Source organism: Pseudomonas tritici, assembly GCF_014268275.3.
Classification (GTDB): Bacteria; Pseudomonadota; Gammaproteobacteria; order Pseudomonadales; family Pseudomonadaceae; genus Aquipseudomonas; species Aquipseudomonas tritici.
The window spans coordinates 5,267,432-5,284,645 of the sequence record NZ_CP077084.1 but is presented as its reverse complement, the minus strand read 5'-3'; the positions used below and the strand labels follow the sequence as shown (position 1 = coordinate 5,284,645).

The 17,214-nt window shown below is 58.9% G+C and carries 10 protein-coding genes; 7 read left to right on the top strand and 3 right to left on the bottom strand.

Annotated elements, in window-relative coordinates; all coding sequences use genetic code 11:
• Positions 1–69: 69 nt before the first annotated feature.
• Entirely contained in the window at positions 70–774 is a 705-nt protein-coding gene (gene treR, locus HU722_RS24065) for a trehalose operon repressor (RefSeq protein WP_065874539.1), read from the bottom strand.
• A 239-nt stretch (positions 775–1,013) separates the two neighbouring features.
• On the opposite strand from treR, the gene treP reads away from it, so the two are divergent.
• The 5 genes from treP to HU722_RS24040 all read left to right on the top strand — a co-directional run bounded on the left by treP (position 1,014) and on the right by HU722_RS24040 (position 8,497).
• A complete protein-coding gene (treP, locus tag HU722_RS24060; RefSeq protein WP_065874540.1) occupies positions 1,014–2,456 on the top strand; it encodes a PTS system trehalose-specific EIIBC component in 1,443 nt (480 codons plus the stop codon).
• 120 nt (positions 2,457–2,576) lie between these two features.
• Complete coding sequence (gene treC, locus HU722_RS24055) at positions 2,577–4,223, top strand: alpha,alpha-phosphotrehalase (RefSeq protein ID WP_065889979.1); 1,647 nt, start codon at positions 2,577–2,579, stop codon at positions 4,221–4,223.
• A gap of 70 nt (positions 4,224–4,293) precedes the next feature.
• The gene (locus HU722_RS24050) at positions 4,294–5,514 is read left to right on the top strand and encodes a maltoporin (RefSeq protein WP_186754663.1); all 1,221 of its coding nucleotides are present in this window, start codon (positions 4,294–4,296) and stop codon (positions 5,512–5,514) included.
• A gap of 182 nt (positions 5,515–5,696) precedes the next feature.
• Positions 5,697–8,213 carry a phosphoenolpyruvate--protein phosphotransferase gene (gene ptsP, locus HU722_RS24045; RefSeq protein ID WP_065874543.1) on the top strand — a complete coding sequence of 839 codons (2,517 nt, stop codon included), beginning with the start codon at positions 5,697–5,699 and terminating at the stop codon, positions 8,211–8,213.
• A gap of 2 nt (positions 8,214–8,215) precedes the next feature.
• Positions 8,216–8,497, top strand: coding sequence for a PTS sugar transporter subunit IIB (locus tag HU722_RS24040; RefSeq protein WP_065889975.1), 282 nt, complete (start codon positions 8,216–8,218; stop codon positions 8,495–8,497).
• A gap of 137 nt (positions 8,498–8,634) precedes the next feature.
• On the opposite strand, the gene mltF is transcribed toward HU722_RS24040, so the two are convergent.
• The gene (mltF, locus tag HU722_RS24035; protein ID WP_065874545.1) at positions 8,635–10,095 is read right to left on the bottom strand and encodes a membrane-bound lytic murein transglycosylase MltF; all 1,461 of its coding nucleotides are present in this window, start codon (positions 10,093–10,095) and stop codon (positions 8,635–8,637) included.
• Between the two features lie 286 nt (positions 10,096–10,381).
• Here mltF and purL point away from each other — a divergent pair, with 286 nt between their 5' ends.
• Both purL and HU722_RS24025 read left to right on the top strand, forming a co-directional pair.
• Complete coding sequence (gene purL / locus HU722_RS24030; protein ID WP_186754661.1) at positions 10,382–14,278, top strand: phosphoribosylformylglycinamidine synthase; 3,897 nt, start codon at positions 10,382–10,384, stop codon at positions 14,276–14,278.
• A gap of 4 nt (positions 14,279–14,282) precedes the next feature.
• Positions 14,283–14,594: a YqfO family protein gene (locus tag HU722_RS24025; RefSeq protein WP_065874547.1), complete on the top strand. Its 312-nt coding sequence runs from the start codon at positions 14,283–14,285 to the stop codon at positions 14,592–14,594.
• An 89-nt stretch (positions 14,595–14,683) separates the two neighbouring features.
• Here HU722_RS24025 and HU722_RS24020 read toward each other — a convergent pair whose 3' ends face one another.
• Positions 14,684–17,194 (bottom strand): S8 family peptidase, encoded by a 2,511-nt coding sequence (locus HU722_RS24020; RefSeq protein WP_083207109.1) that lies wholly within the window; start codon positions 17,192–17,194, stop codon positions 14,684–14,686.
• Between the last annotated feature and the right edge of the window lie 20 nt (positions 17,195–17,214).

Below are 17,214 nucleotides of genomic sequence, written 5' to 3'. Positions count from 1 at the left end.
AGATGACTGCTGCATGGACGGCAGGGCTGGCAAAAAGTATCGCAGTGCAATGATCTTCCCGGTTGATGCTTACCGCCGCGCAATATCCGAAAAGTAAAACTTATCCAACGTATGCCGCGACTCGGTGTACTCGAACTGCCGACCATCCTGCAAAAACGTCTGGTTGCTCACCACGATCACATGGCTCTGCCCTTCGAGGTCGAGGTGTGCCTGGTCGTCCTTGCCGCGTGGCAGGGCTTCGATGGTGCGTTGGGCGTAGGCAATTTGCAGCTGCAAAGTCTGTTCGATAAACGCGTAGATCGACTGTTCGGCAATCGAGCGGTCCAGGCCGGGGATCACATCAGCGACGAAGTGGTTGATGTCGAGGATCACGCGTTTACCGTCGATGCGCCGTACCCGTTTGATGCGGGTGATCAGCGTACCGGGCTCTGCTTCGATGTGCTGCAGCAGTGAACCCTCCAGTGGGAATTGGGTGAACTCGACCACTTCAGTGCGTACGTCGTCGCCCAAGTCGGCGTGGGTTTCGTGGAAGCTGACGATGCCGCCGAGTTGGAACTCAATCGGGTTAGGCGACAACACGAATGTGCCCTTGCCATGGATTTTTTGCGCGAACCCACGCTCCTGCAACTGCTCGATGGCGCGGCGCACGGTGCCTCGGCTGGCTTGGTAGCTGTCCATCAGTTCGGTTTCGGAGGGAAGGCGCGTGCCGCGCTGCAGGCGTTCGGTGGTGATGCTGGCAAGCAGATCCGTGTAGATCTGGTTGTATTTGCTCATGGGGATGGCTCTTTGCCGGGGTTGCGGTCAAGGCAGGAACCTTAGTGGCAGAGAGGGGGTTTGTCCATTAGACCCTTGGATTTATGCGGCTTGCAGCGATGCGGTGGCCTACAGGAAATAAACAAAATCAAACTCGTACAGACGAGTTGTTGCTTTAACTCGTACAGACGAGTACTTTTGCCCTCGGCGTGCTGCCAATGACTGCCCCTCAAATAAAAAAATCAAAGTGGAAAACAAGCATGAGCCACGACTATTCGAACATTGCCCGCGAGATCCTCGAAAACCTCGGGGGCCGTGACAACCTTGAGCAAGCTGCCCACTGCGTGACCCGCCTGCGCCTGGCGCTCAAGGACCCGAGCCTGGTCAATAGCGGCGCGCTGAACCAGGTCGATCTGGTCAAGGGTTCGTTCTTCACCGGCGGCCTGTTCCAGGTGGTGATCGGTCCCGGCGAAGTGGAAAAGGTCTACGCCGCCCTGCGCGAACAGACCGGTCTCGCCGCCGCCACCATCGCCGATGTGAAGAAGAAGGGCGCCGACAAGACCAACGCTATGCAGCGCCTGGTGCGGGTGTTTTCCGATGTGTTCATGCCGATCCTGCCCGCGCTGATCATCGCCGGCCTGTTGATGGGCGTGAACAACCTGATGGGCGCCAAGGGCATGTTCATCGAGGGCAAGACGCTGCTGGAGGCCTATCCGAACCTGGATGGGCTGTGGAGCTTGATCAACCTGATGGCCAACACCTCGTTCGTGTTCCTGCCGGCGCTGGTCGGCTGGTCGGCGGCCAAGCGCTTCGGCGGCAGTGAAATCCTTGGCATTGTGCTTGGCCTGATGCTGGTGCACCCGGACCTGCTCAACGCTTGGAACTACGGCAAAGCCGTGGCCGGGCTCGACGGCCAGAGCCTGCCGTACTTCGATATTTTCGGCTGGTTCCAGATCGAAAAAGTCGGCTACCAAGGGCAAATCCTGCCGATCCTGATGGCGGCGTATGTGATGAGCGTGATCGAGAAATGGTTGCGGGCGCGGGTGCCCAATGCGATTCAACTGCTCGTCGTGCCGATCACCACCATCGTCGTTACCGGTGTGCTGGCCCTGGCGATTATCGGCCCGGTGACCCGTCACCTCGGCATCCTGATCACCGAAGGCGTGGTCACCCTGTTTGACCTGGCGCCGATGGTCGGCGGGGCGATTTTCGGCCTGCTGTATGCGCCGCTGGTGATCACCGGCATGCACCACATGTTCCTTGCCGTGGACCTGCAACTGATCTCCACCCAGGGCGGCACCTTTATCTGGCCGATGATCGTCATGTCCAACCTGGCCCAGGGCAGCGCCGCGCTCGCGGTGTTCTACATGAGCCGCAATGCGCGGGACAAAAGCATGGCTTCGACTTCGGCAATTTCGGCGTATTTCGGCATCACTGAACCGGCGATGTTCGGGGTGAATTTGCGCTTCAAGTTTCCGTTTTATGCGGCCCTTGTTGGCTCGGCGCTGGGCAGCATTTTCCTCGCGCTGAACAAGGTGCAGGCCTCGGCCATTGGGGTGGGGGGCTTGCCTGGATTTATCTCGATCGTGCCGCAATCCATCGCGGTGTTTGTGATCGGCATGGTCATCGCGATGGTGGTGCCGTTTGTTTTGACCTGTGCGTTGAGCATGAAGATTGTTCGGCCCGGATACAGGGTCGCCTGAACTACCGCCTTCGCGAGCAAGCCCGCTCCCACATTTGAAATGCGTTCCCCCTTGTGGGAGCGGGCTTGCTCGCGAAGAGGCCCTCAAGGCCAGCACAAAAATCAACTGAAGGAACCCACCATGCAAAACTGGCAACACTCGGTGATCTACCAGATCTACCCCAAAAGCTTCCACAGCCACGCGGGTAACGCCACCGGTGACCTGCTGGGCATCGTGGACAAACTCGATTACCTGAAATGGCTGGGCGTGGACTGCCTGTGGATCACCCCGTTCCTGCGCTCGCCGCAACGCGACAACGGCTATGACATCAGCGACTACTACGCCATCGACCCGAGCTACGGGACCATGGCCGACTGCGACCTGCTGATCAGCGAAGCGGCCAAACGTGGCATCAAGCTGATGCTGGATATCGTGGTCAACCACACCTCCATCGAGCACGAGTGGTTCCAGCAAGCGCGCAGCAGCCTCGACAACCCGTACCGGGACTTCTACATCTGGCGCGACCAGCCGAACAACTGGGAATCCAAGTTCGGCGGCTCGGCCTGGGAATACGAGGCGCAAACCGGCCAGTACTTCCTGCACCTGTTCGACCACACCCAGGCCGACCTCAATTGGGACAACCCGCAGGTGCGCGCCGAGGTGTTCAAGCTGATGCGCTTCTGGCGTGACAAGGGCGTGGGCGGTTTCCGCCTGGACGTGATCAACCTGATCTCAAAGCCCGTCGACTTTCCCGAAGACAACAGCGACGGCCGCCGTTTCTACACCGACGGCCCGAATGTGCACGAATACCTGCAGGAAATGCACCGCGAAGTCTTCGAAGGGCATGACCTGATCAATGTCGGCGAGATGTCATCCACCAGCCTCGAACACTGCATTCGCTACTCGCGGCCGGAGTCGAAAGAACTGTCGATGACCTTCAACTTTCATCACCTGAAAGTGGATTACCCGAACCTGCAGAAGTGGGTGAAAGCTGACTTCGATTTCCTGCAACTCAAGCAGATCCTCTCCGACTGGCAAATGGGCATGCAAGCCGGTGGCGGCTGGAACGCGCTGTTCTGGTGTAACCACGACCAGCCACGGGTGGTTTCGCGTTTTGGCGATGACGGCGAGCATCGCGTGGTCTCTGCCAAGATGCTCGCCACCGCGCTGCACTTCCTCCAGGGCACGCCGTTCGTGTACCAGGGCGAAGAGCTGGGCATGACCAATCCGGGCTTCGACAGGATCGAGCAGTACCGCGATGTGGAGACGCTGAATATCTTCCGCCTCAAGCGCGATGCCGGCGAGTCCGAGGCGTCGAGCATGGCGGCGATTATGCAGAAGTCGCGGGACAACGGTCGCACGCCGATGCAATGGAATGCCGAGGAAAATGCGGGTTTCAGCGCCGGCGAGCCCTGGATCGGTATTCCGGCAAATGCTTCAACGATCAATGTCGAAAGCCAGCAGGATGACCCGGATTCAGTGCTGCATCACTACCGTGCGCTGATTGCCTTGCGGCGGCATGAGCCTCTGATCCAGGAAGGTGTTTACCGTCAACTGCTGCAAGACCACTTGCACGTCTGGGCGTACCTGCGCGAAGGCCATGGCGAGCGCCTGCTGGTGCTGAATAACTTCTACGGCACGCCCTGCGAAATCCAACTGCCGGACACCGTGATCAATCCGGCAAGTGAGCAACGCCTGCTGATCAGCAACTACCCCGACTGCCCGCAACGTACCGCCACGGTGACGCTGCGCCCTTACGAATCGTTTGTGCTGCACCTCAAGGACTGAGACCCGTTGTAACCCCGTGTGGGAGCACGGGGCGCTTTGAAAAAACATAATAAAAATATCGGAGTGCTTTATGAAAACAACAATAAAGCTGGGCCTCGTTGCGTCCTGTTTAAGCCTGCCTATTGGCGCTCAAGCTTTGGAATTTGCCGGTTACGTGCGCAGTGGCGCGGGGACTTCAACGGGCAGCGGCCCACAGCAGTGTTTCCAACTGCCGGGGGCGCAAACCAAATACCGCCTGGGTAACGAATGCGAGCAGTATGGCGAACTGGAGTTGCGCCAGGATCTGGTCACCCTCGACGACGGCTCGGTGCTCAGCGTCGATGCCATGGCGTCGCTCTACAACAAGTACGACCGTGAACTGAAGTTCCAGGGCGAGAACAACGGCACCGCGCGCATGCCGCAGATGTATGCGCAATGGTCCAACCTGCCCAGCCTCAATGGCGGCTCGCTGTGGGCCGGTCGGCGTTACTACAAGCGTAACGACATCCATATCTCCGACTTCTACTACTGGAACCAGAGCGCCACGGGCGGGGGCATCGAGGACGTGCTGATCGGCGACCTCAAGTACAGCTACGCGATTTCCCGCAAGGACAACCTGTACCAGAAGGAATACGCCACCCGTCACGACTTCAACGTCGCGGGCTTCAAGACCAACCCCGGCGGCGAGCTGGAACTGGGCTTGAGCTACATCGAAAAAGCGGGCGGGCGTGACACCAACAGCGGCTGGGCGATCACCGCGCAGCACGTGCAAAAGCCTTTCCTGGGCGGCAAGAACAAGTTTGCCTTGCAGTACGGCGAAGGCCCCGGTACTGGCTTGGGTTACACCGGCAATACCTTCCTGGATAAGAGCAGCAAAAGTTACCGCGCCGTCGAGTTTTTCGACTGGCAGATGACTCCGCGTTTCGGTGGGCAGATCGAGGCGGTGTACCAGAAGGACATTCGTCCCGGCAGCCAGGATCAGACTTGGATGTCCCTCGGTGTGCGCCCGGCGTACGCCATCAGCGAGCAGTTCAAGCTGGTCACCGAGCTTGGGCATGATCAGGTCGACGCCAGCGGCGGCACGCGCAAGCTGAGCAAATTTACCTTCGCCCCAACCTGGTCGCCCAAAGGCCCGGATTTCTGGGCGCGGCCGGAAGTGCGCTTGTACTACACCTATGCAACGTGGAACGAAGCGGCCAAGCGCGCGGCGAATGAATGGGCGGCGGGGTCGGCGTTGTCCGATACCGGCTCCTACGGCACGGCACGGCATGGGTCGAACGTTGGTGTGCAAGTTGAATACTGGTGGAAATAGCGCGAACTCATGTGAATGCGCTTTGTGTGGGAGCTGGCTTGCCTGCGATGCAGGCGACTCGGTCTTTCAGGAAAACTGAGGCGATGCTAGCGCAGGCAAGCCAGCTCCCACATTGGAACGTCGTCGTCCTGGGGTTTGCATTAATCCAATGATTTTTACAGAACAAAACAGCAGGTGAAGCCATGACCACAACTCAACCCCTGGAACTGCTGGCGCCCTTGTCGGGTGTGCTGCTGGCGTTGGACAAGGTGCCCGACCCGGTATTCTCCAGTCGCCTGATCGGCGACGGCCTATGCATCGACCCCACGTCGCAGACCCTCTGCGCGCCACTAGCCGGGGTGATCAGCAATATCCAAGACAGTGGGCATGCCATCAGCGTCACCGACGACAACGGCGTCCAGGTGCTGATGCATATCGGCCTGGACACCGTGAACCTGGCGGGCCAGGGCTTCACCCGGCGGGTGCAGGAAGGCCAGCGGGTGGAGGCCGGGCAAGCGCTGATCGAATTCGATGCCGATTATGTGGCGCTCAATGCGCGCAGTTTGCTGACCTTGATGCTGGTGGTCAGCGGCGAGCCGTTTACCCTGTTGGCGAACGGTCTTGTGGAGGTCGGCCAGCCGTTGTTGCAGTTATCCCCAAGTGAAACGGTTGAAGCGCTGGACGAGGAGGCGGGCGATGCGCTGTTCTCCAAACCGCTGACCTTGCCCAACGCCAACGGTTTGCACGCCCGCCCTGCGGCGGTGTTCGCCCAGGCGGCGAAGGGTTTCAATGCGAGCATCTACCTGCACAAGCAAACCCAGAGCGCCAATGCGAAGTCGCTGGTGGCGATCATGGCGTTGCAAACCGTGCAGGGCGACACCTTGCAAGTGAGCGCGGCAGGGGAGGAGGCCGAGGCGGCGATCAACGCGCTGGTGGCCTTGTTGGCTGAAGGCTGTGGCGAGGCGGTTGCGACCGTTGCTGAGCCGGTTACGGCGGAATTGTCGGCAACGTTGTTGCTGGGCGTGTGTGCATCACCGGGTTCGGCGTTTGGCCAGGTCGTTCAAGTGACCGAGCCTGAGCTGGCTATCATTGAACAAGGCACGGGTGAAACGGCTGAGCATGCCGCTTTGGCGCGCGGCCTCCAGGCTGCAAACGAAGCGCTGCAAGCTCTGCAAGACAAGGCCGCCGGCAGTGCCCAGGCAGAGATCTTCCGCGCTCATCAGGAACTGCTCGAAGACCCGACCTTGCTGGAACAAGCCCACAGCCTGTTGGCTGACGGCAAGAGCGCCGCATTTGCCTGGAACAGTGCCACCGTCGCGACGGCCCAACTGTTCCAGGGCTCAGGCAATGCCCTGCTTGCCGAACGTGCGGCAGACCTGGCCGACGTCGGCCAGCGCGTGCTGAAACTGATCCTCGGCATTCAAGACAGCGCGTGGGACTTGCCGGAACGCGCGATCCTGATCGCTGAACAACTGACGCCGTCGCAGACCGCCAGCCTGGATACACGCAAGGTGTTGGGTTTTGTCACGGTCGGCGGCGGCGCGACCAGCCACGTCGCCATCCTCGCCCGCGCCCTGGGTATACCGGCGATTTGCGGCGTGTCGGCCCAAGTGCTGGCGTTGGCCAATGGCAAACAGGTCCTGCTCGACGCCGACAAAGGCGAGCTGCACCTGAACCCCAACCCGGCCGAGATCGAACACCTGGAAGTAACGCGCAAACAACAGGCTCTGCGCCATCAGCGCGACGTGGCGCACGCGTCTCTACCGGCAACCACTCGCGATGGCCATCACGTCGAAGTCACCGCTAACGTGGCTTCGTTGACGGAGGTGGAACAGTCCTTGAGCCTCGGCGGGGAAGGCGTCGGCCTGTTGCGCTCGGAATTTCTCTACCTGGGCCGCAACCGCGCACCGAGCCCCGACGAACAAGCGGCGACCTACACCGCGATCGCCCGTGCCCTGGGCCCCGAGCGCAACCTGGTGGTGCGCACCCTCGACGTTGGTGGCGACAAACCGTTGGCCTATGTGCCCATGGATGCCGAGACCAACCCTTTCCTTGGTTTGCGCGGCATCCGCCTGTGCCTGGAGCGCCCGGAGCTGCTGCGCGAACAGTTCCGCGCGATCCTCGCCAGTGCCGGTTTTGCGCGGCTGCATATCATGTTGCCGATGGTCAGCCTGCTGTCGGAACTGCACCTGGCGCGCGCAATCCTTAAAGAGGAAGCGCTGGCGCTCGGGCTCACTGAACTGCCGAAGCTGGGGATCATGATTGAAGTACCGTCCGCCGCGCTGATGGCGGATGTCTTCGCGCCCCATGTGGATTTTTTCTCCATTGGCACCAACGACCTGACTCAATACACCCTCGCCATGGACCGCGACCACCCGCGCCTGGCCAGTCAGGCCGACAGTCTCCACCCGGCGGTATTGCGCTTGATCGTCACCACGGTCAAGGCCGCGCATGCCCATGGCAAGTGGGTCGGCGTGTGCGGTGCGTTGGCGTCCGAAGCGCTGGCGGTGCCGGTGCTGATCGGGCTGGGTGTGGATGAGTTGTCGGTCAGCGTGCCGTTGATCCCCACCATCAAGGCCACCGTGCGTGAGCTGGACCTGGCTGACTGTCAGGCCATCGCCCGCCAGGTGTTGGGGCTGGAGGACGCCGTCCAAGTGCGTGAGGCCCTGCGCCAGTATCACGCGGCTACCGTTGAAACCTCACCTGTCGTGGAGCTTTGAGCATGTTCGAGAAATTGCAGCAGGCGTTCTGGAAGGCCCTGACGCCGGATTTGATTGCCGAGACGGTAGCGCCGCCGGGTTTGTTGTCGGCTGATGTGCTGAGGGCATTGGGTGGCGCGGATAATCTCAAGTCGCAGCAGCGGATGGCACTGACGCGGGTGCGGGTGCAGTTGCAGGATGCGGCGAAGCTTGATGCGCAGGCGCTGAAGGTGGCGGGTGTGCCGGGCGTGATGGTGTTGGCCGGTGGGGTTGTGCACCTGCTCACTGGCCTGAACTCGGCCTAGAGATCAAAGGAGATCAATGTGGGAGCCGGGCTTGCCCGCGATAGCGGTGTGTCAGGCGGCGGATATTTCGACTGACGGGCCGCCATCGCGGGCAAGCCCGGCTCCCACAGGATTTTGTGGCGTTTGGGAGAGTGTATTTACAACGGCTGGTTATCTTCCGGCGGCTTGGTCTTGTCCACACCCGGCACATGCAAATTGCCTTCGACCACCTGGTTGCCTTCCAGCTGCGGCTGGGTCACCCAGGTAAGAATGTCGTAATACCGCCGGATGTTCGCCACGAAATGCACCGGCTCACCGCCGCGCGCATAACCATAGCGCGTCTTGCTGTACCACTGCTTCTGCGACAGGCGCGGCAGCATCTTCTTCACATCCAGCCACTTGTTCGGGTTCAAACCTTCGCGCTTGGCCAGCGTGCGTGCGTCTTCCAGATGGCCGGTGCCGACGTTGTAGGCGGCGAGGGCGAACCAGGTGCGATCCGGCTCGGCGATGCTGTCGTCCAGTTCATCCTTGATCTTGGCCAGGTACTTGGCGCCACCCATGATGCTTTGCTTGGGGTCCAGGCGGTTGGACACGCCCATCGCCTGGGCGGTGTTCTGGGTCAGCATCATCAGGCCGCGCACGCCAGTCTTGGAGGTGACGGCCGGTTGCCACAGCGATTCCTGATAGCCAATGGCTGCCAACAGGCGCCAATCGACCTTTTCTTCCTTGGCATAGGCCCGGAAGTGTTTCTCATACTTGGGTAAACGCTGCTGCAGATGCTGGGCAAAGGTGTAGGCGCCCACATAGCCGAGTACATCGACATGCCCGTAATAGCGGTCTTTGAGACGCTGCAGGGTGCCGTTCTTCTCGACCTTGTCCAGGTAACTGTTGATCTCGTTGAGCAAGCTGTTGTCTTCACCCGCCGCCACGGCCCAGCTCTGATTGCTGGCATTGCCCAGGTCGAAGGCCACGCGCACGTTGGGGAAGTACACCTGGTTCATGGCGACTTCGTTGGAGTCCACCAGGGTCAGGTCGATCTGCCCCTCGTCCACCATGCGCAGCAGGTCGACGACTTCAACGGCGTCGGACTCTTCGTATTCAATCGCAGGGTTCTGTTTCTTGAGCGCCGCCAGTTGTTCGGCGTGGGTGCTGCCCTTGAGCACCATGATCTTCTTGCCCACCAGGTCTGCCGCGTTCGTCGGGCGGGACTGGCCATTGCGGTAGATGATCTGCGGGGTGACTTCTAAATAAGGGTGGGAGAAACGCACCTGCGTCTGGCGCTGTTCGCTGCTGACCAGGCCGGCCGCCGCGAGGACCGGGCCGTTGGGCTTGCCCAGTTGGCCGAACAGGTCATCGAGGTTGTCAGCGGTCTCGATCTCCAGCTTCACGCCCAGGTCGTCGGCAAAGCGCTTGACCAGTTCGTACTCGAAACCGGTTTCACCGTTGCGGTCCTGGAAATACGTGGCCGGACTGTTTCGGGTGATCACCCGCAATACGCCATCCTCCTTGATTCGCTCGAGCGTGCTGGGTTTATCAACACAGGCGCTGAGCATCAGGAAGAGTCCGGTTGCGATGAGCCATTTGGCGCATCGCGGGCGCAAAGCAGTTGGGGAGAACATCTGCGCAGTATACGCAAACGGCCCACGGCGCCATATCTCGACAGCGCGGGACTTGTCTGCTAGCGCTTGCAAAACTGTGCTGCAGCCCGCAGAAATGCGGCTTGGCGAGGGATTGTGACGGTTAAAATAACTGCGCGGAATACCCCGGATGGCCCCTCAAAAGCGGTGCAATCCGGCCAACTGACGTCTGGCAGCAGCCACCGGTAGCGTTTCGGGTGCCGTTGGCGGCGGTTTACGCTAGAATGCACGGCCTCAAAGCACACCCCTTCCCGAGGCTGTCCCGAAGATGTTGATCCTGCGCGGCGCTCCTGCCCTTTCTGCCTTTCGCCACAGCAAACTCCTTGAGCAACTGAGCCAGAAGGTTCCAGCGGTTACAGGCCTGTATGCTGAATTTGCTCACTTCGCCGACGTTACCGGCGTGTTGGCCGCCGACGAACAGCAAGTGCTCGCACGCCTTCTGAAGTACGGCCCAAGCGTCCCCGTTCAAGAGCCTAATGGCCGCTTGTTCCTGGTACTGCCACGGTTTGGCACCATTTCGCCCTGGTCGAGCAAGGCCAGCGATATCGCCCGCAACTGTGGCCTTGAAAAAATCCAGCGTCTGGAGCGCGGTATCGCCTTCTACGTCGCGGGCCAGTTCAGCGATGCCGACGCCGAGTTGATCGCCAGCAGCCTGCACGACCGCATGACCCAGATCATCGTCAGCCAGCTGGAACAGGCTGCCGGCCTGTTCAGCCACGCCGAGCCCAAGCCGCTGAACGCGATTGACGTGCTGGGCGGCGGCCGCGCCGCCCTCGAGAAGGCCAACACCGAGTTGGGCCTGGCCCTGGCCGAAGACGAGATCGACTACCTGATCAACGCCTTCAACGGCTTGAAGCGCAACCCGCACGACATCGAACTGATGATGTTTGCCCAGGCCAACTCCGAGCACTGCCGTCACAAGATCTTCAACGCCAGTTGGGACATCGACGGCGAGAGCCAGGAAAAAAGCCTGTTCGGCATGATCAAGAACACCTACGTGATGCACAGCGAAGGCGTTCTGTCGGCTTATAAGGACAACGCCTCGGTCATCGTCGGCTCTGTTGCCGGCCGTTTCTTCCCGGACCCTGAGACCCGCCAGTACGGCGCGGTGCAGGAGCCGGTGCACATCCTGATGAAGGTTGAAACCCACAACCACCCGACCGCGATTGCCCCGTTCCCAGGCGCAGCCACCGGTTCCGGCGGCGAAATCCGCGACGAAGGTGCTACCGGCCGTGGCGCCAAGCCAAAGGCTGGCCTCACCGGTTTCACCGTGTCCAACCTGCAGATCCCCGGCTTCGAACAGCCGTGGGAAGTGCCGTACGGCAAGCCTGAGCGTATCGTCACCGCGCTGGACATCATGATCGAAGGCCCGCTGGGCGGCGCCGCGTTCAACAACGAATTCGGGCGTCCGGCGTTGACCGGTTATTTCCGTACCTTCGAACAGTCCATCACCACCCCGCGTGGCGATGAAGTGCGCGGCTACCACAAGCCAATCATGTTGGCCGGCGGCATGGGCAACATCCGTGAAGAACACGTCAAGAAAGGCGAGATCCTGGTCGGCTCCAAGCTGATCGTACTCGGCGGCCCGGCGATGTTGATCGGCCTGGGCGGCGGCGCCGCTTCCTCCATGGCCACCGGCACCAGCTCGGCGGACCTCGACTTCGCTTCGGTACAGCGCGAAAACCCAGAGATGGAGCGCCGCTGCCAGGAAGTCATCGACCGTTGCTGGCAGTTGGGTGACAAGAACCCGATCAGCTTCATCCACGACGTCGGCGCCGGCGGTTTGTCCAACGCCTTCCCGGAACTGGTCAACGATGGCGACCGCGGTGGCCGTTTCGAACTGCGCAACATTCCAAACGACGAGCCGGGCATGGCCCCGCACGAAATCTGGAGCAACGAATCCCAGGAACGCTACGTTCTGGCCGTTGGCCCTGAAGACTTCGCGCGCTTCCAGGCCATCTGCGAACGTGAGCGTTGCCCGTTTGCCGTGGTCGGCGAAGCCACGGCCGAGCCGCAACTGACTGTTACAGACAGCCACTTCGGCAACAGCCCGGTGGACATGCCACTCGAAGTGCTGCTGGGCAAAGCCCCGCGCATGCACCGTTCGGCCGTGCGTGAAGCCGAGCTGGGCGATGATTTCGACCCAAGCGCGCTGGAACTGGCCGATAGCATCGAACGCGTGCTACACCACCCGGCCGTGGCGAGCAAAAGCTTCCTGATCACCATCGGCGACCGCACCATCACCGGCCTGGTTGCTCGTGACCAAATGGTCGGCCCGTGGCAGGTTCCAGTGGCTGACGTTGCCGTCACCGCCACCAGCTTCGACGTCTACACCGGTGAAGCCATGGCCATGGGCGAGCGCACGCCGCTGGCCCTGCTGGACGCTCCGGCGTCGGGCCGCATGGCGATTGGTGAAACCCTCACCAACATCGCTGCTTCGCGCATCGGTAAATTGTCCGACATCAAATTGTCGGCCAACTGGATGTCCGCTGCCGGTCACCCAGGTGAAGATGCACGCCTGTACGACACGGTTAAAGCAGTCGGCATGGAACTGTGCCCGGAGCTGGGCATTACCATTCCGGTAGGCAAGGACTCCATGTCCATGGCCACCCGCTGGAACGAAGACGGCACCGACAAGAGCGTCACCTCGCCGCTGTCGCTGATCGTTACCGGTTTTGCACCGGTCACCGACATCCGCCAGACCCTGACCCCGCAACTGCGCATGGACAAGGGCACCACCGACCTGATCCTGATCGACCTGGGCCGTGGCCAGAACCGCATGGGCGCGTCGATCCTGGCACAGACCCATGGCAAGCTCGGCAAGCACGCGCCGGACGTCGACGACGCCGAAGACCTCAAAGCCTTCTTCGCCGTGATCCAGGGCCTGAATGCCGACGGCCACCTGCTGGCTTACCACGACCGTTCCGATGGCGGCTTGCTGACCAGCGTCGTGGAAATGGCTTTCGCCGGTCACTGCGGCCTGAACATCGTGCTCGACAGCGTTGCCGAGGATGCGTCTGAAATCAACGGCATCCTGTTCAACGAAGAGCTGGGCGCCGTGATCCAGGTGCGCCAGGACGCGACCCCGGACGTACTCGCCCAATTCAGCGCCGCCGGCCTGGACGACTGCGTGGCGGTGATCGGCCAGCCGATCAACAACGGCGAGATCAACATCTCTTTCAATGGCGACACCGTGTTTGCCGGCCAGCGCCGCTTGCTGCAACGCCAGTGGGCCGAGACCAGCTTCCAGATCCAGCGTCTGCGCGACAACGTTGAATGCGCCGAGCAGGAATTCGACGTGATCCTGGAAGAAGACAACCCTGGCCTGAGCACCAAGCTCAGCTTCGACGTCAACCAGGACATCGCCGCGCCTTACATCAAGAAAGGCATCCGCCCACAAGTTGCGGTACTGCGTGAGCAGGGCGTCAACGGCCAGGTGGAAATGGCGGCCGCGTTCGACCGCGCCGGCTTCAATGCGATCGACGTGCACATGAGCGACATCCTCGCCGGTCGCGTTGACCTCAATGAGTTCAAAGGCCTCGTCGCCTGCGGCGGTTTCTCCTACGGCGACGTGCTGGGTGCCGGTGAAGGCTGGGCCAAATCGGCCCTGTTCAACAGCCGTGCCCGCGACGCGTTCCAGGGCTTCTTCGAACGCACCGACAGCTTCACCCTGGGTGTGTGCAACGGTTGCCAGATGATGTCCAACCTCAGCGAACTGATCCCGGGCAGCGAGTTCTGGCCGCACTTTGTGCGCAACCGTTCCGAGCAGTTCGAAGCCCGTGTTGCCATGGTGCAGGTGCAGGAGTCCAACTCGATCTTCCTGCAAGGCATGGCCGGTTCGCGCATGCCAATCGCCATCGCACACGGTGAAGGCCATGCCGAGTTCGCCAGCGAAGAAGCCCTGCTCGAAGCCGACCTGTCCGGCACGGTGGCGCTGCGCTTCGTCGACAACCACGGCAAGGTCACCGAGACCTACCCGGCCAACCCGAACGGCTCGCCGCGCGGGATCACCGGTCTCACCAGCCGCGACGGTCGCGTCACCATCATGATGCCGCACCCGGAGCGTGTATTCCGCGCCGTGCAGAACTCGTGGCGCCCGGAAGAGTGGAACGAAGACGGCGCCTGGATGCGCATGTTCCGCAACGCGCGCGTGTGGGTGAACTAAGACGGTGTACAAGCTCGCCTTCTTCGTGCCCGACAGCCATGTGGAGACGGTGAAAACCGCCGTCTTCGCCGCCGGCGGCGGACGCATCGGCAGCTACGACAGCTGCGCCTGGCAAGTGCTGGGCCAGGGCCAATTCCGCGCGATGGACGGCAGCCAGCCGTTTATTGGGCAGGTGGGCCAGGTTGAAGTGGTTGAGGAATGGAAGGTTGAGTTGGTGGTGGCGGATGAGTTGATTGTGGCTGTTGTGGCTGCACTCAAGCTTAGCCATCCGTATGAGACACCGGCGTATGAGGTGTGGCAGTTGGCGGATTTTTAACTCGCACGCTGCAAAAACAAGAAACCCGCTGAGCCAGTTTGGTCAGCGGGTTTTTTTTTGCTTCTAAATGCCTCATTTTGGAAGGATTTTTAATGGTCCGTACTAATAGATACTTCTGGTTCGACGGAGAGGGATATTAGATTGGCAATCTCTGTATATAGTTGTACGTCTTCTTCAGTTGATGAAATCGAAACTACAAGGCTATAGCGACTACGACTGTTACACCTCCCTAAATGAGGTCTATAACGCCACCAGCCAGCTACGGGATATATAGCAATTTTGTCTCGTGCGGCTAAATCAATAGCTGGGCCAGTCCAAACGTCGCTATGTATCGATCCAGCAGCGACATGTTTTGAACCAAAGGTCCAATTATTGTCTGATTCGGCAGGCGGAGGATTTTTCTCTAGGCGCTCCAGCTTATTTATACGGTGCCTGAAGGCTGCCTCAGTCTCAGATTTTCTTTTTAGGTCGAATCGTAGACCGAATGATTGATATCTGGCGGGAACAACTTGCGCCATCTCTCCTGGGCTCGGCTCTACAAAGTAAGATAACGTGATTTTAAGCTGAACTTCACTATTCTCTAAACGCTCCAGTTCAGCCTTTGGCCAGGGAAGATCGTAATAATGGACTTCGTTGAAATGTGGCTCACCCTTTTCTCGACCGTTATCATCACAATCCCTGATAAAAGGTTGTATATATGTTTCGGAAATTAGTGCTAGATCATTTTGCGCAGAGGCAAGGGCGCGTTGCAATTGTGGAACGCCGTATCCAAAGTGCCTGGCGAGTAACACACGATCCTTTTTGCTCTTTCCCTTCAGTCGGCTAAGCATTACAGGAGTCCATTGAGCACTATGAATAATTAGCGCTCGTATAGTCTCCGGCCAGAGTTTTGGATGATGGGCCATTATAGCAGCAGCCAGACCCGCTGCTTGGGCAGTAGCTGAGCTAGTCGCCCAAAACTCTTCCACAGGATTATTAGTAAAATCCTTTCCTGTAGTAAGGATAGATAGGGAAGGTATGCCTGAAATTATTTGTCGTCCATCAGGACTTATAGCTTTGTTCCCCGCTTCAAAAACTACTTCCGGTTTGATTGGCGTTTTGGAGTGCTCCCAGTCAATTGAGGCACGGCTATATGGGCTGTGATCGCCAACGTTAGCTACTGGGTGCCAATCTTCATATCCGGGTTGGCTTTGCAAATCTACTTTGTCTGTGAATCCGCCTACAGCTAAAGCATTCCAGGCTTGCGCGGGATCTTCAATTGGAAATTCGTATAGATCTGATACATCCTCAGGATTTGAAGAGTCAGGAATGTTTCCTGCCGAGAGAATGAACAGGCGCCTAGGTCCCAATTCTCCATCATCATCAAAATCGCCAACCATAGAACCGGAGCAAATTTGGTCGATTGAAGAGCTCCACGTCGTAGGTCTTATACCTGAAACATGCTCGTTGGATACTGCCATACAGTAAACGCGATTTCGTGTCGGTGCTCTTGTTTCAGCAAGGCTTACTGCGGACTGGGTAATCACTCCGTAGCTTGAGGGACTGTTTCGCTCCCATCCTCGTGGAGGTAGAAACTTAACAGACTCGATCTTTGCGTTTAGGTTAACGCTTCTCTGGTCCGCAAGCGAGTAAGTCAGATCCCCAAATAGCACCGCTCCTGCCATGTTGGTCCCATGACCATGGTGATCATCGCTGCCCCAGTCAAGATTAACAGACTGACAATCCTCAAGTGAGATCGCTGGTTGTAAAAGAGGATGTGCGTGATTTACTCCGTTATCGAGAATGCAGACCGAAGGGCTGTCAGCTGCTGGAGGTTTAATGCGTCCTGAGAGATCGGAGGTCCAATGAAATTTATCTTTGGGAGGTAACCGAGTAAAAAAATATGGGTTGTCAGTAGCTCCTCTAAGCTCCTCAACTCCATCAGAGTTATTTGTAAGAAGTGATATTTCCAATGTATTTGCGTAAATAAGTAGTACTTCTGTGTCTGGAAAGCTGAGATGGTTTTCACTTACTCGTAATTTGAGAGTTTGACAGATGCGACGTAGCTGGTCGACTCTTGTAGGAATGCACCAGCACTCCCACCACAATTGTTTAGAAAGCCCGGCTGGAAAGGGGCGCGAGTCTGTCCATAAAGTTTCAAGATTTCCAAGGGTAAATTCGTTTACTGATGAGAATTTGCTATCGTTTTTTGCGTTTCCTTTAGGTGTCTTTTCCTCCGCATATTCTCTTAGTTTTTCACCTAGGAAATCAACTGCATCTATTGGGACGTATAAGGCACCTATGGCGCCGCCATCCTCGGAAACTCTTAGCGCGGAAAGTCTAATGTTTTGAGTTTTCCAGTTAAGGTCTGAAGGTACGCTACCCGACTCAAAGATAACTTCAAGGTACAACCCAGGCGAGCCCTCACAAATATCGGAACTGAAATACCCGTTCTGCCCAGAAAACGCAGTTATTGCTAATTCGAATTTTTCCCTGAGACGGCTCCCATGACCCTCTCCGCGCTCTGAAGATAGGCCACTCATGTCCTTCTGTGGGCGTTGATAAGGACGACCACTTTGGAATTTTTCAAATCGGAAATGCGGAAGCTCGTACGACGCCATTTGGAATTTTCCATAAATCC

Coding starts and splice junctions, on each gene's coding strand:
- treR (WP_065874539.1), bottom strand. CDS start 774: ATGAGCAAATACAACCAGATCTACACGGATCTGCTTGCCAGCATCACC.
- treP (WP_065874540.1), top strand. CDS start 1,014: ATGAGCCACGACTATTCGAACATTGCCCGCGAGATCCTCGAAAACCTC.
- treC (WP_065889979.1), top strand. CDS start 2,577: ATGCAAAACTGGCAACACTCGGTGATCTACCAGATCTACCCCAAAAGC.
- HU722_RS24050 (WP_186754663.1), top strand. CDS start 4,294: ATGAAAACAACAATAAAGCTGGGCCTCGTTGCGTCCTGTTTAAGCCTG.
- ptsP (WP_065874543.1), top strand. CDS start 5,697: ATGACCACAACTCAACCCCTGGAACTGCTGGCGCCCTTGTCGGGTGTG.
- HU722_RS24040 (WP_065889975.1), top strand. CDS start 8,216: ATGTTCGAGAAATTGCAGCAGGCGTTCTGGAAGGCCCTGACGCCGGAT.
- mltF (WP_065874545.1), bottom strand. CDS start 10,095: ATGTTCTCCCCAACTGCTTTGCGCCCGCGATGCGCCAAATGGCTCATC.
- purL (WP_186754661.1), top strand. CDS start 10,382: ATGTTGATCCTGCGCGGCGCTCCTGCCCTTTCTGCCTTTCGCCACAGC.
- HU722_RS24020 (WP_083207109.1), bottom strand. CDS start 17,194: ATGGCGTCGTACGAGCTTCCGCATTTCCGATTTGAAAAATTCCAAAGT.